The sequence below is a fragment of the uncultured Campylobacter sp. genome, from assembly GCF_937997405.1.
Lineage (GTDB): Bacteria > Campylobacterota > Campylobacteria > Campylobacterales > Campylobacteraceae > Campylobacter_B.
The window spans coordinates 16,570-30,894 of record NZ_CALKTL010000140.1 but is presented as its reverse complement, the minus strand read 5'-3'; the positions used below and the strand labels follow the sequence as shown (position 1 = coordinate 30,894).

Genomic DNA, 14,325 nt, shown 5'->3' with positions numbered 1-14,325 from the left:
AAGGAGTGAGATTAACTGGCAGAAAAAAATGACGCTATTTTGACAGTAGACGAAGGTAAAAATTTGGAGAAAAACCATAAAAATAATTCTCCAAAGTGGGATTTAGAGAAAAAGAATCTTTTGGTTAAAATATTAATTGTAATTGGACTGATTTTATAGATAGCCGCCTGTGGTTTATTTTCTCCAATGTATATCCTTGTGGGCTCGTAAATTACTTGCTTCAAACCTTCAAAAGTTGTATCTGCCTTAATCCAAGTATAGCATTTTCCAATCCTATCTTTTTCGCTACTATTAGAGAAATAATGTGCATCGCTGCAATCTAATAATAAATCTTTAACACCACATTCTTTGAGTTTGCTTTTTGCTTTATTGAATGCTTCAATGCTTTTTGCGGAAGTAAATATTATATCTGATTTATTTATTATATCTTTTTTAGTTACAATAGAACTTTCCGACCATTTTAATTCATCCCATTCTGTCTTGCCTATTGCTATAAGATATTTTCCTACAAAACAATCTTTGTCAAGTGCCTTAAAAATATCATCTTCTTTAATATTTAAGTTATTAAAGCCCTCTATTAATGGGCTTTGGTATTTTTGCTTTTGTTCTTCTGGTGCACTATCGATAATTTTTTGCCCCAAATCTCTTAGGCTATCTTTAGTAATTGCTCTATGCCATTTTTCAGAATTACTTTCGATAGAATAACTCTGCTCTAATGTATTTAAGAATTGACTTTTAATAGTTTCGATATTTAATTTATCTGAAAAAATTACATGTAAGTTTATTCTTTTTAAACCACTAAATTCTACACCTGCAAATTTTTCTATCCTAAATTCAATAACGGGTAGCATAAGATTTATATTTCGCAATCTACCATTTTGTTCCTTTTCTTTTTTTAGCCTTTCATAACCGTCAAGAAAAAGATAGTCATTAATGCCTAAAACTTTAAATTCAGGAGGTAGATTTTCTATGTCTTTAATATATTTCTCCCACACTTCTTCAGTATCATTGCCATAATGCTGAACAATAGATAATGGCGTATGAATATGTAAATCCCATTTATTCCACTCTGAACCAATGCTCATTTTATAATCCTTAATAAAAATATTATAACTCTTTTTTAAGCAACTCAAGCAGGTTAAATTTTAGCTCGTTTATATTTTGCCCAGTCGCCGAAGATATCGGCATTACAAAAAACGGCTTAGAGGCGTCAAGCTCATAAATATCTTGTTTAAATTTCATCTCGCCAGCCGTACCCGCAAGCCCCAAATGCGACAAAAACGCGTAAAATTTTTCCTGCAAATTTTCGGCCGCGTCCGCGCGAGTTAGAGCGATCGCGTAGTCTCTTTTTGCAAGCTCGCCTGAAAATTTCGCCGTCTCGGCCCTCAGCGCGTCAAACTGCTCCTCAAGGCTGCGGTAGTTCGCAAGATCGAGCATAAAAAGCAAAATTTTCGTGCGCTCGACGTGTTTTAAAAACTGCACGCCAAGCCCGCGCCCTTCGCTAGCACCCTCGATAATGCCCGGGATATCGGCCATGACAAAGCCGCTGTATTCGTCCACCTCGACTAGACCGAGCTTTGGCGTGAGCGTGGTAAACTCGTAGTTTGCGATCTGAGGTTTAGCGTTTGAGACGGTCGAGATTAGCGTGCTTTTGCCCACGTTTGGAAAGCCTACGAGCCCCACGTCAGCGATGAGTTTTAGCTCCAAGCGCACCTCGCGCGTCTGCCCCTCTAGGCCTTTTTGCGCGTATTCTGGGACTTGGTTAATCGAGCTTTTAAAGTGCACGTTGCCAAGCCCGCCTTTGCCGCCTTTTAAAAATAGCCTCGTCTCGCCGTCATTTAGCATATCAAGCACCAGCTCGCCACTATCCTCGTCGTAAACGCTGGTGCCTGGAGGGACGATGAGATAGAGATCCTCGCCGCTTTTGCCGGTCTTTTTGCGACCCTCGCCGGGCGCGCCGTTTTGCGCTTTAAACTCACGCTTGCCCTTATAGGATGAGAGGGTGTGGGAATTTTTATCAACCCTAAAATACACGTCGCCGCCGTCGCCGCCGTCGCCGCCGTCGGGACCGCCTAAGATGACGAATTTTTCGCGGCGGAAGCTAACGCAACCTGCGCCGCCGTCGCCTGATTTGACGCTAAATTTTACGCTGTCTATGAACATAGCTATCCTTAAATTTTAAACGGCAATTATAGCCAAATGAGTTGAAGATAATTTTTAAACGGATGAAATTTTAAAAGAGGGGCTTGCGCCCCCGAAGATTTAGCGGTAATTACGCGGCTGGATAAACCGATACTTTTTTGCGATTTTTATCTTTTCGCTCAAATTTTACGACGCCGTCGATCAGCGCGAAAATAGTGTGATCGTTACCCATGCCTACGTTGCAACCCGGGTGCGTCGCAGTGCCGCGCTGGCGGATGATGATGTTGCCTGCGCGAACGAACTCGCCGCCAAATTTTTTGACGCCCAAGCGGCGTCCGATACTATCTCTATTATTTTGGGTTGAGCCTTGACCTTTTTTGTGTGCCATTTCCTATCCTTTATGCGTTAATCGAAACGACTTTGACGCGGGTGTATTGGCGTCTGAAGCCGCGTTTTACTTTTGAATCTTTACGTCTGCGTTTTTTGAAGATAACGACTTTTTTATCTTTGCCCTCGCAAACGACTTCCAAAACCACCTTGGCACCCTTTACGAACGGTGCTCCTACCTTTAACTCGCCGTCGTTTAGCGCTAAAACTTCGCTAAGTTCGAGCTTTGCTTTCGGCTCAGCATTAAAATGGTCTAAATTTAGGTAGTTGCCCTCTTCGACCTTATACTGCTTGCCGCCGTGTTTGATGATAGCATACATCAAAAATCCTTTAAAATTTGGTAGCCAAAAAGGCATTTGCCGTGCAAAATTTAAAAGCCCGTTTGGTATGAAAAGTTGCAATATTATCTCAAATTTTATAAATTCCTACTGAAACGCCTCACAAAATTCCTACGAAATTTCAAATTTCAAGGGCTCGGATTTATTTTAAACTAAAGATAAATGTGCTACTATCGCAACGAAATTTTTGAAGGAGAATTTTATGAGAAATTTAATAGCTGCGCTCGTAGCAGCGGTATTTTTTATCGGTTGTTCCAACTGGAATATATCCAACGAACCAAGCGGAGTACGCAATCAAACAAAATCCCAAAGCAGCAAAACAAATATCGGCGGCGTAAATGATAAAGTCCAAGAGGTTTCCACCGCAGGCACCACCGATATGGTCGAAACGACCTTGCCCGATAGCACAGGTATGACTAATGCGCCGAAAAACCGCAGCGATGCATTTCATATCAATCAAGTAATTTCTGCGTGGAATAAACAGCCAGACTCCATCAAAACAACCGAAGACAATGGCAATATCTACACCTGGAAAAACTATAAGCCAGGCTGCGACGTATCACTTACCAGCGACTCGGAAGGCTACGTATCAAAATCCGCTATTAAATCAGCACTCTCTCAGTGCCTATAACCAACTTATCCGCGACGCCGAAATTTTAAAATTTTGTAAAATTTCGGCTTACGAGCGGGTCTGCTTCGTCAAATTTAATCTTAGAGTTATATGGTTCGCTCTTAAAAATTTACTATACGTATTGTATAATCGAGGACTTTTAATCACTGGGGCAAAATATGAAGAAAATTTTATTTGTAGGTGCGCTTTTAGCGGCATTAGGTAGCTATGCGGCGGCGAGCGAACATGTCAAGGTCTATCACGGCGAGAGTTGCGGCTGTTGTCACAACTGGGCAAAATACATGGAGCAAAACGGATTTGAAGTCGAGATGATTTCGCTGGCTGACGAGCCGCTTATTCAGAAAAAGAATGAGCTTGGGCTTCCGCTAGAGCTCGCTAGCTGCCACACCGCGATCATAGACGGGTATGTAATCGAGGGGCATATGCCAGTAGGCGAAATCCGCACGTTACTAAAAAATAAGCCTAAAGACGTTATCGGCATAGCAGTACCTGGCATGCCACTAGAAGCACCAGGTATGGAGCAAGGCTCTCAGCCCGAGATCTATGACGTGGTGGCGTTTAAAAAGGATGGCTCGTATCAAAGCATCGCCACTTACAAAGGCAGAAAAAAAATCAAATAATCCACCGCTTTAAAGCGGCAACTTACTTATTAGCTCGATAAAATTTTGCCTATTTATGGCTCGATGCAATTTGCCTTAGCCGGCGAATGCTGCCACGATCTGCAAAAATGACGCGCAAATTAATTTCAAATGCTAGCTATGATAAAGGGGATTAAAAAATTTAAGTGGATGGGCTAATAGGGGTCGAACCTATATTCACAAATCCAGAGTTTGTTGTCCTGCCATTAGACGATAGCCCATTGCGGAAGCGGTATTTTATAGAATTTTGCTTTAAAAAAGCATAAGAGCGGGCGGAATTTTAAAATTTTGCAAAATTTTAGATTAAATTTAAAGCCCTGCTGCGCCGAAATGATAAAATTCAAACGCAAAAGCTAACGCTGCTTTCATAGGCTTCGATAAAAGAATATGGCTACTCGCCGCGGAGCTAAATTTTAAAATTTGGCTAGTTTATCCTATATTTACGCCTTTGCGAGCTATTTGTCGCAGGATGAAATTTTAGTATATAAGCCTGTCTTCAAAACATATATGTTTAGTGCTCGCTGGGCGCGGGCGCGGCCTTAAATGCTATAAATCACACCGAAAATCCGTAGCGAGCATAATTGCGACAAAACCCAAATACGGCGCCCAAAATAAGCGCCAAATAGACTTGCGGCAAGATCGCACAAAAAAAGTCTTACCAAATACTTGCCTCAAGCGGAGCATAGAATTTATCGCGATTAGGCGGGGTCTAAACTAAAATCAAAGCCAGAATTTGAGTGTGAAGCTTGCATAAAATTTCTTGCAAAGGCCGTTCGCAGGCTCAAAAGATATTGTAAAATTGCGTAAAATTTGGCTACGGCAAGATTTTCCAGTACATTGTGTTAATACAAACCGAAAGTGAATAGAACACAATTACTCGAGGTAGCAAAATTTTCCTATACGTCGTTAATACCGAATATTGACGAATCAAATCAAGCACGACGAACAAAGTGAAATCTCTCATATATCGTTAATATGGCACGGGCTATTGCTAGACCAGAGCAGAAATATGCGGAATTTAACTCCGCGCATCGTTTGAACACTTAGAAAGCGCTTTACCCCTCCAACTAAATAGCGCGGACATTTATATCGCGCGCTGTTTAAAATGCGAATAATTGGAATTTTAAATCTCGAGCGCGAATTCGCTTAAATATTTGCAAAAATAGCGCATCAAAACTAGGTAAAATTTCGCTCCGTCGCGCCTAAAATTTCGATGAAATTTCGCGTATCAACTCAATCGCCTCTTTTGCGTCCGCGCATACGAACTCGAAATGCGCCCGTAGCTCCGAGGCACTGCCGTAACCGCAGCTTACGCCCACGCTTCGCACCGCTGCCGACTTTGCCGAAATGGCGTCAAGCGACGTATCGCCGATCATAAAGATATTTTGGCTTACAGAAGGCAGAATCTCGTCACTGCAAATTTTGTCATAACAAGGAGTGGAATTTAGCTCATGCGCATCATAAATTTTACTGCCGCGCGCTCCGCCTTTATCGCTCTCGCCCTCGATGCCCACACCGCTCTTTTGGCTATTATCGCCAGCTTTGTATTTAACACCAATCGCTTCGCTTAAATTTTTAAACGAAATTCTATCGGGATTTTGACTTGCAATGCTGCTTAAATTTTGCTCGCAAACTTTGCTAGGATCAGGATCAAGCGCAGGAAGGCTCTTTAAATCAGGCGCTGAAATTTCACTCAAAATCGCGTTCCTGCTAGCAGCGCTTGTATTTTCATCGGCAGTCGCGTCGTGAGTTTTACCGCAAGCCGCATGCGGGCTTTGGCTAGCGGTCGCGCCGCAAATTCCTAAATTTTCGAGCGCCTTTAAGATTGGTTCGGCGCTTGGTTTGGGGTTTTGCACATCCTCTCGCCCGACGATGGTGCCAAAAAATTTCGCAATACCCAGATGCTGCAATAAAATTTTAGAAAATTTCGACGTCTTGGTCGTCACGACGCCTAAGTTTGCAAACTCGCTCGCCGCACGAACCGCTTCGAACGCACCGCTTAGCAGAACGGTCTGATCCAAAAAAGTTTGCGCGTATCGCTGTTTGTAGGCGAGCACGAAATTCTGCACATCGCGCGTCACGCCTAGACGCTCAAACATTACCTCTAACGGATGCCCGATAAGCCTTTTAATCGCTTCGTCGCTAGGCTCCGCAGCACCCAAATGCGCAAACGCGTAGTGAAAGCCATCCAGTATCGCGGGCGTGGAGTCTATGAGCGTACCATCGAGATCAAAAAGCAGAGTGGTTTGGAATTTTGGCATTTTGAAATTTAATTTGGATATAAAAAAAGCGGAGCCGAAGCTCCGCTTATGTGGATCTAGAAAAGATTATTTTCTAAATTTAGCATCAACGCGTCTATTTTGAGCGCGGCCTGCTTTAGTAGCGTTTGTAGCGATAGGCTTAGTCTCACCATATCCTACAGTGGTGATTCTGCTAGCATCTACGCCGAAGCTCTTAAGCGCCCCTCCAACTGCAGCAGCTCTGCGCTCGGAAAGCTTTTGATTATATGCATTCGAGCCGGTGCTATCGGTGTGACCCTCTAGGATTACTTTGTAATCAGGGTGAGCTACTAGCACGTCGCTTACGTTTTTGATCTGGTTCATAAACTCAGGAGAAATTTTTGAGCTATCTGTAGCGAAATTTACACCCAAATTTAATCTAATAACTTTCTCGCAACCATATTCATCTACAACTACGCCAGCAGGTGTGCCTGGGCATCTATCGACATTATCGCATACGCCGTCGTTATCTGCATCTTTGCAACCTGCAGGAGCCGGAGCAACTGGAGCTGCGTCAGCATATCTCTTGCCAAAATCAACTGCAAAGCCTAGAGTATAGAACAATACGTGGTTGCCGTCGTCAAATCTGATAGCATCGCGTGCTTCAAGTTTTGTAGCAAAATTGTCGGTAATGTAGTATTTTAGACCCAAGCCGTATTGACCGAAGCCGCTATCTTGATCGCCATCGTTGTAAACGTCTTTAGTGTAATCCATATAGCCAAGACCTAGCAAGCCGTATAATTTGAAATTATCGGTGAAATTTACCAAGTCTTTTACAGCATTGATGTGATAGTATTTAGCATCAGGCTTGTCGTTGCCTACTCTATGAGCCAAATCCTCTACGCCGATATTGCGAGAGTAATCAAAACCAACCTCTACTTGATCGATAAACGAATCTTGTAGGTTTTTAGCAAGGCGTAGACCGAACATAAAATTCGAATCCAAATCCATATTTCCCTCATGAGTCATTCCGCCAACAGTAGGGGTAATCTCCCAGTGATAATCAGCATCGCTAGCGAGCAACGCACTAGATGCACATAAGCTTAATGCAAGTAGAACTTTCTTCATTAAACATCCTTTCAAATAAAGTTGTAATTCGATATTACCATAAAATTTTTAAAGAATTTACAAATATACGACAATTTTGCCGCAAATTTTGTAAAAAAACCATTACCTCTTTGAAAATTGCGGGCTTCTGCGCGCTTTGCGGCGACCGAATTTCTTTCGCTCGACCACGCGGCTATCGCGAGTTAGCAGACCTTTCGGCTTAAGAGCCGCTCTAAAATCCTTATCCATCGCGGCAAGCGCTTTTGAAATTCCGTGCTTTAGCGCATCTGCTTGAGCCGAATATCCGCCGCCTAAAGTCTGCGCGGTGATATCCATCGAGGTCTCTTGTTTAGTCGCCAAAAGCGGCTGAACAACCCTTAGCTTGATCGCTTCGTGACCGCCTAGCCAGGTGTTTAGATCCATACCGTTTACTACGATCTTGCCGCTTCCAGGTTTTACCCAAACCTTAGCTACGGCAGTTTTTCTCTTTCCGGTTGCATAAATTGTCGCCATGATTATTTTCCTTTTTTAGTTGTTTGTGCAGTATGAGGGTGCTCGCCGCCTTCATATACGAATAGCTTTTTGATCATCGCCTTGCCAAGCTTCGTCTTAGGAAGCATACCGCGAACCGCAAGTCTATAGAGTTTTGCGGGATTATTTTTAAGCAGGTCTTGAAATTTCACGCTCTTTACGCTTCCGAAATAGCCCGAGTAGCTGTGATAAAGCTTGTCGTCGCCTTTGTTATTGCCGGTAAATACGGCTTTTGAAGCGTTTATGATAACGACGTAGTCTCCGCAATCCACGTTTGGAGTATAGCTTGGTTTGTGTTTGCCGCGTAGCAATACCGCAACTTCGGTAAGCATCCTACCGAATCTTTTGTCGGTCGCGTCGATAACGACCCAGTCGCGCTTAACTTCGCTAGGCTTTGTAATTTCTGTCATGGTTTCCGCCTTATTAAAATTTGAGCTGTGATTATATAGAAATATCCTTATGTATAGCTTAATTTAAGCTATCTTTAATCTATCTGCGCTCAAATTTCATCTAAGCTTTAAAATTTTATCCCTCCTCATTTACTTCGATCAACCTAGCGCCCGCAGCTTCTAGAACCAGCACGAAGGCGCGCACCCGCGCATGCGGATAAAATTCGCGGATCACGCTTTTATATCGCGTCACTTGAGCTTTGTTTTGCGCGAGGTATTTTTCGGAGCTTTTGTAATCAAAAAGCAAAATTTCATCCTGCCCAAAGCACGCCAGATCCACGCGCAAAAGCTCACCCTCCGCGCTTTTGATCGGCATCTCTTTATAAGCTTGAGCGCCCTTTATTAGAGCTAAAAATTCCTCGTTTTTGCTTAGGCCGAGCGCCCGCGCCGCGATATTTTCAAAATCCGCATCATTTAAAAATTTAGTGTAGCGACCTCTTGCCAAGCCTACTCCTCGTAAAATTTCATCCGCCGCAAATCCTTCGCTCATCTCCAAAGCATAGTGCAGCGCCTCGCCGAAATATATCGCGCTTAGCGCCTCCGCTTCGCCGCCGCTTGCCTTTTCTTGCGCGCCTTGAGGCTCGCCCGCTACAAGCGCGATCTTTTTGCGCGGCGGTTTCTCTTCTGATTTTACGGAGCTTGGGATTACGTAGCCGTATTGAAAATCCGGGATATCCAGCCACTCCACGACGCCCGCGCCCTTAGTCTTTTTGGCGTAAGGCGAAAAAAAGCTATAATTGTATTGATCTATTTTTGCCTCGGAGCGTTTTACGATGATGAGCGAGCGTTCGGCGCGGGTAAATGCCACATAGAGCTTATTTATATCCTCTTCATGTGCAGAGCGATCGTTTTCATCCATTAGCACCGCGAATTCCGCATCCAGGCTCTTTCTGCTCGCAAATTTATAAAAAATCCTCCACTTATGCGTGGCAAAATCATAGTCCGTCGCAAGCTTTGAGCTCTCGCCCCGGTCTTTTCCTCCGATGCGGTCGCAAACGATTACGTGTGGGAACTGAAGCCCCTTGGACTTATGCACGGTCATAATTTTAATGCCGCTTTCTTCCTTAGCAAATACCTCCGTTTCGTCGTTTGCAAACAGATACTCGCTAAAACTATTAAATTTTGCCAGCGTCTCAAAAAACAGCAGCAGATCCGGATCGACAAAATTTAACTTCAGCGCGCTAGCGATAAATTCTGCCGTTTTTTGCGCATTTTTATGCAGATCGACCGCTATCTTTTTAAGCCACCTACCCAAAATCGCTTCGGCGTTTCGCAGATAAATTTCATCGCCACCTACGCAAAATTTCGCGTATTGAATTACGGCATTTACCTGCTCGCTGCAACGCAGAGCCTTATTTGAGCCGCTGCAAACCTCGCAGAATTCTGATAGCATCTCTTTTAGCGCGCTTACGTGCTCGTTTTTCCAGCATAAAATCGCAATATCATCAGCTCTTACGCCGCACTCCTCAACAAGCCTGCGCGCTTGCTCCGCAGCCCCCCTTAGCACGTCGTCGTATGAAAATGCCGCTACGTAGCCGTAATCGTCGCTTTGCACCTCAAATAGTGGCATTTGCGGATGAGAAAAAGGATAATCCTTGATTTTTTGCAGCACCGAAGCGGGCAGATCGCTATCTAGCTTATTTGCTGCGATTTGATCTTCATAAGACGCAAATTTATCGCGCAAAATCTCATTTACAAATTTTACAATGAGTTTTAAGCTGCGATAATTGCGTGGCAGGCTCTGCGTTTTGATTTGACTAAACTGCTCGCGCAAAATATCAAAAATTTTTCTCTCTGCGCCGCGAAATTTATAGATGCTCTGTTTTTTATCGCCTACGTAAAAAAAGCTACCGCAGCGCTCTTCCGCCCCTTTGCCGGCAAGCGCTTCGGAGATTAGCGGCAGCATGATTTCATACTGGCAAATGTCGGTATCTTGGAATTCGTCGATTAAAATATGCGTGATTTTAGAATCGAGCCTGAAATACAAAAGCTCGCGGTTGCCCTGCAACGCCTCTGCGCTTGGATTTAGCAGCGAGTGCACGGCTGCGGTGACATCGCCGAACGTGAGCTTGCCGCTTTTGCGCTGCACCGATTTAAGCGCTTCAGCATAAATTTTAATTAGTCCTGCCAGCTTAGCCGCATATGTCGCATCCATCCACGCTATTTCGCGAGCTATGGCGTCTTTTAGCCTTACTAGCTCGCCGTCAAGATGCGAAATTTTTTTAAGCTGTGAGCGCGGATAATCGAAACTACCGTTGGCAAGAGCCGAAAGAATGAAACCAGAGGATAATTTTGACAGATCGCTAACAGGGCTTAGCCCATTTACGGCTCCAGCGCTTACGCCCGCATCTCTCGCCGCTTTTTGCAAGCGAGATAAAATTTCATTTATCTCTGCCAGTGCGGAGTTTGCGGGAAGCGTGGGCGGATTTATGCTTATATCGCCTCTCCAAATGCTTTGTAAGCTATTTAAAAACTCGCCCTTTGTCATTCCTGAGTCGCTTACGTAGTCCACGACCTCTCCTAATAGCGCTTCGTTTTTACAAATCGCGCCTAAAAACGCCGCCTGCTGCACACCCAAAATCCCTTCATCGTTTTCAAAGCTTGGGTCAATGCCGCTATTTAGCGCAAAGGAGCGCAGAGCTTTTGCAAAAAACGCATCAAAGGTAAAAATATTTAAGCTTTCACTTAAAAATTTTGGGCTCAGCCGTTCTTGAGCTGCCATAACCTCATCCACGCTTAGTCCTAAATCAGCGCAAATTTGCTCCAGCTCGGCGCTAGGCTTTAGCGAGCCATCCTGCAAAAGCAGCAAATTTTGAAATTTCTCCACGATACGCGTTTTCATCTCAGCAGCAGCTTTTTTGGTGAAGGTAAGCGCTAAAATTTCATTGATCGGCTCGCCTTTTAGAACCAGCTCGATGAACCTTACTGCGAGATTGAAGGTCTTGCCGCTGCCTGCGCTCGCTTCAAGCGCCAGATAATTTTCAAATTTTGCCATCAATCTGCCCCTTGCAAATGATTTTATAATCGCAGTATTCGCAGCTTTGCACCGCCTGCGTACGCGTAAAAGCAACCTCGCTTGCAAATTCCTTGTCGATAGAGCTTAGCGTCTCGCGTAGGTTTTCTAAGCTAGGCGTTTTGTCGCCAGGAGTTGTAAACGCGCAATCTTTTAGCGATAGATAGGCGCATTCGCACTCCTGGGCTAAAAGCGCGCGATAAAACGTAAGCTGGAATTTTTCCATATGTTTTTTAGCTGAACCACGTTTGTAATCGATGATGAACTTCCGTCCTGTCTTGTCTTCGTCGATGCGGTCGATCCGCCCGCTCAGCCGCACTCCATCAAGCTCGCCTTTTAGCGATACTTCACTACCGCTAAAGCTCCAAATTTGCTCGTGCCCTTCTAAAAGCCCAGCTAGCTTTTCTACCGATTTTAGCTCAAGCTCCGCATCAAAGCGCGCGATGCCCGCTTCTCGCGCGAGCTGCGAATAAATAGAGCGAAATTTTTGCATGCTAAATTTCATCCCCGCTCGCTCGTATAAACGCTGAAAACTCGTATGTAAAATTTTGCCTAAAAGCGCATTATCCTCGCCAAATTTTAGCCCCTCTTTTAGCCCGAAAACGTAGCGGTAATAATACTTCCTCTTGCATTCTAAAAACGTATCCAGCCGCGAAAACGACAGCTCCTCGGCAAAAAAATCATGGCGAGCCACGGGATCTTCTTGTCCGCATAAGGCGGGCTTAAATTCCTCTCGCCCAAAAAGCCGCAAATAATCCTCCTGCGAAAATTCCGCGTCTTGTTGCACTTCAAAGCTTTTTAAAAACCGCGAAGGCAACTTCTCGACGCTTTGCAGATAGCAAATCGCGCTTTTTTTAGCGCCTCTTAGCAAGCCGTCGTAGTAAAATCTTTGTAAATTTTCGCGATCTGCGTGGCTGATGAGCCCTGCTCTAGCGCGCAAAGCAGAGTTTAAAAACATCTCTCCACTACTGCGCTTTGGCACCAGATCATCGTTAAAATCAGGGATTATCACGCCGTCAAATTGTAGCCCACGGCTCTCTAAAAGCCCCATTACCGTGACCTTTCCGCCACGAACATCATCAAGCTTAATGCGCGAAATTTCTAACAAAAAAAGATCGATCAGATTGCCCAAGCTTAGGTTTTCGTCCTTAAATTTTCGAAGCAAAATTTTAATTAGATATAGCGGCTCTTTTAGCTTTTCTTGCAGCAGCGCGTCGCTAATTTTAGGTAAACAGGCGAGCTTGGTAATTAGCGCCTCGAAATGCTCGAAGCTTACTTGCTTTGCAAAATCGCGCGCGAACTCGCCAAAAAGCGCATCATCCACGCCCACACTCGCAAAAAATAGATCAAGCTCCTGTGGGCTTGGGCGCTGCAGATACTCATCTGCGCCCTCGCGTATTTTAGAGCGCCTAAAGCGATCGCGCTGCTCAGGGCTTTTTGAATACCTATCTTCTTCCTCAAGCTCTATATGCTCCAGTTGCATAGAGTATCGTAGGCTCTCTTGCTGTTTTGCACGAGCTGAATAATCGCGCTGCTGCACATGTTCCAAGGGCTCTTGCAACTCTGCAAGATCTAGCGAAAAGCTTTGCTCTTCCGCGCTATTCGCGCGTTCCGCCGAAATTTCGTGCAGAATTTCAAAATTTTCCGTATTTTCAAACTCTCGCGCAGACATAAAATTTAAATCCGCTTTAGAATTTGAAAAAATTTCGAAATCAAACGCGGAATTTTGCTGTGCGAAATTTTGCGATGCAGAATTCTCAGAAGCGAAATTACCTAGCGCTAAATTTTGCTGTACCGCGGAATCCTCCGCATCCAAAAATCCTCCATCCGGACTTTTGAATGCGTGGTAATCTACGCCAAATTTTGGCTTGCGCGCTTCTTTTAAACACTGCGAAATTTTCTCTAGCGTTACGTAAAATAGGCTATCTTTAAGCTTCTCGCCCATCGCAAAATTTAGCATGCGGTGTGAGCTGCGAGCCCTTGCGATGCGCTCGTCGTAAAGCCGCAGTGTGCCGGCAAAGCTCTCGTCGGGCAAAATTACCGCGATGCGCTCCGGCGCGATGCCCGTGCGCACGAAGGATGAAATTTTTTCAAAAACATAGCTCGCCTGCAAGCTTCGCAGCTCAAAGCCTCTACACACAACCGCTCCGCCCATGCTTAGCGGCTCTCGGCTTAAAATTTCACCCGTACCAAGATTTACGCGATATGCAAAACCTAACTCTAGGCTTATGCCGCAAAGCTCCTCCACTGCGCGCACGGGCTTGGAATTTAAAGTCGTGGCTCTAAAGCTCAGTACGACCTCGCTAAGCTCTGCAGCGCGCTTAAAAACCTCGAACTCAAATGCGCTAGGATTGCCGTCGATGTTGATTTCTATCCGCTCAAATCCGCGCAGATAGGACTCGTTTAGCTCATAAAGCGCAGGCAGCGTGATCTCATCGTAAAATCCATGCTCGCGCAAAATCCTTGCATACGCCCCCGCTAGCTCTCGCAGAATTTCAAAATGCTCGGCATACCACGCATAGGTGTCGCTAAGATCGAGCGCATCGATACTTACGCGCTCCGTCGCAAGCTCCTTGAAAAAGCCGAAAAGATACTCGCGGTTGCGCATAAACTCGTAAAGCTCGCTAGGGAATTTAAGCCTCTCGCCTGCGCGCTTGCTCTCGTTTACCGCTTGTTTCATAAAAAGCGCGCGGTCTATCTCACCGCAAGCGACAAGATCCGGCACAAAAAGCGCCTTTTCGTAGAATTCCGCCAACGTAATCCTAGGCGCCAGCACGCCGCCGCTCTCGCTTTGCAACGCCGCGCGTAGCGCACGCGAGCTAGTGTAGACAAAGAGATTTTTAGAGGGCAAATTTTTCAAAACAAATCCT

General features: G+C 44.8%; 12 protein-coding genes and 1 tRNA gene. 2 read left to right on the top strand and 11 right to left on the bottom strand.

Annotated elements, in window-relative coordinates; all coding sequences use genetic code 11:
- Positions 1–11 precede the first annotated feature (11 nt).
- The 4 genes from Q0372_RS07535 to rplU form a co-directional block, all read right to left on the bottom strand.
- A complete protein-coding gene (locus tag Q0372_RS07535) occupies positions 12–1,085 on the bottom strand; it encodes a hypothetical protein (RefSeq protein ID WP_298104499.1) in 1,074 nt (357 codons plus the stop codon).
- A gap of 22 nt (positions 1,086–1,107) precedes the next feature.
- Positions 1,108–2,163, bottom strand: coding sequence for a GTPase ObgE (gene obgE / locus Q0372_RS07530; protein WP_298104497.1), 1,056 nt, complete (start codon positions 2,161–2,163; stop codon positions 1,108–1,110).
- Between the two features lie 109 nt (positions 2,164–2,272).
- A complete protein-coding gene (gene rpmA, locus Q0372_RS07525) occupies positions 2,273–2,530 on the bottom strand; it encodes a 50S ribosomal protein L27 (protein ID WP_005869658.1) in 258 nt (85 codons plus the stop codon).
- 10 nt (positions 2,531–2,540) lie between these two features.
- Positions 2,541–2,849, bottom strand: coding sequence for a 50S ribosomal protein L21 (rplU, locus tag Q0372_RS07520; protein ID WP_040303368.1), 309 nt, complete (start codon positions 2,847–2,849; stop codon positions 2,541–2,543).
- Between the two features lie 220 nt (positions 2,850–3,069).
- Between rplU and Q0372_RS07515 the strand changes: the two genes are divergently transcribed.
- Both Q0372_RS07515 and Q0372_RS07510 read left to right on the top strand, forming a co-directional pair.
- Positions 3,070–3,498, top strand: coding sequence for a hypothetical protein (locus Q0372_RS07515; RefSeq protein ID WP_298104495.1), 429 nt, complete (start codon positions 3,070–3,072; stop codon positions 3,496–3,498).
- Between the two features lie 158 nt (positions 3,499–3,656).
- Positions 3,657–4,118, top strand: coding sequence for a DUF411 domain-containing protein (locus Q0372_RS07510; protein ID WP_298104494.1), 462 nt, complete (start codon positions 3,657–3,659; stop codon positions 4,116–4,118).
- A gap of 165 nt (positions 4,119–4,283) precedes the next feature.
- On the opposite strand, the gene Q0372_RS07505 is transcribed toward Q0372_RS07510, so the two are convergent.
- From Q0372_RS07505 to Q0372_RS07475, 7 genes are all read right to left on the bottom strand, one after another.
- Positions 4,284–4,357, bottom strand: a tRNA-Gln gene (locus Q0372_RS07505).
- Positions 4,358–5,338: 981 nt separating this feature from the next.
- A complete protein-coding gene (locus Q0372_RS07500; protein WP_298104492.1) occupies positions 5,339–6,397 on the bottom strand; it encodes an HAD family hydrolase in 1,059 nt (352 codons plus the stop codon).
- A 66-nt stretch (positions 6,398–6,463) separates the two neighbouring features.
- Positions 6,464–7,483, bottom strand: a complete 1,020-nt coding sequence (locus tag Q0372_RS07495) for an OmpA family protein (RefSeq protein WP_298104489.1) — start codon at positions 7,481–7,483, stop codon at positions 6,464–6,466.
- 102 nt (positions 7,484–7,585) lie between these two features.
- Positions 7,586–7,975, bottom strand: a complete 390-nt coding sequence (gene rpsI, locus Q0372_RS07490; RefSeq protein WP_005869670.1) for a 30S ribosomal protein S9 — start codon at positions 7,973–7,975, stop codon at positions 7,586–7,588.
- A 2-nt stretch (positions 7,976–7,977) separates the two neighbouring features.
- Positions 7,978–8,403, bottom strand: coding sequence for a 50S ribosomal protein L13 (rplM, locus tag Q0372_RS07485; RefSeq protein ID WP_005869672.1), 426 nt, complete (start codon positions 8,401–8,403; stop codon positions 7,978–7,980).
- A 115-nt stretch (positions 8,404–8,518) separates the two neighbouring features.
- Complete coding sequence (locus Q0372_RS07480) at positions 8,519–11,437, bottom strand: RecB-like helicase (RefSeq protein ID WP_298104486.1); 2,919 nt, start codon at positions 11,435–11,437, stop codon at positions 8,519–8,521.
- On the bottom strand, positions 11,424–14,315 hold the full coding sequence (locus Q0372_RS07475) for a PD-(D/E)XK nuclease family protein (protein WP_298104482.1): 2,892 nt from the start codon (positions 14,313–14,315) through the stop codon (positions 11,424–11,426). The genes Q0372_RS07480 and Q0372_RS07475 overlap by 14 nt, the downstream gene beginning before the upstream one ends.
- Positions 14,316–14,325: the final 10 nt, after the last annotated feature.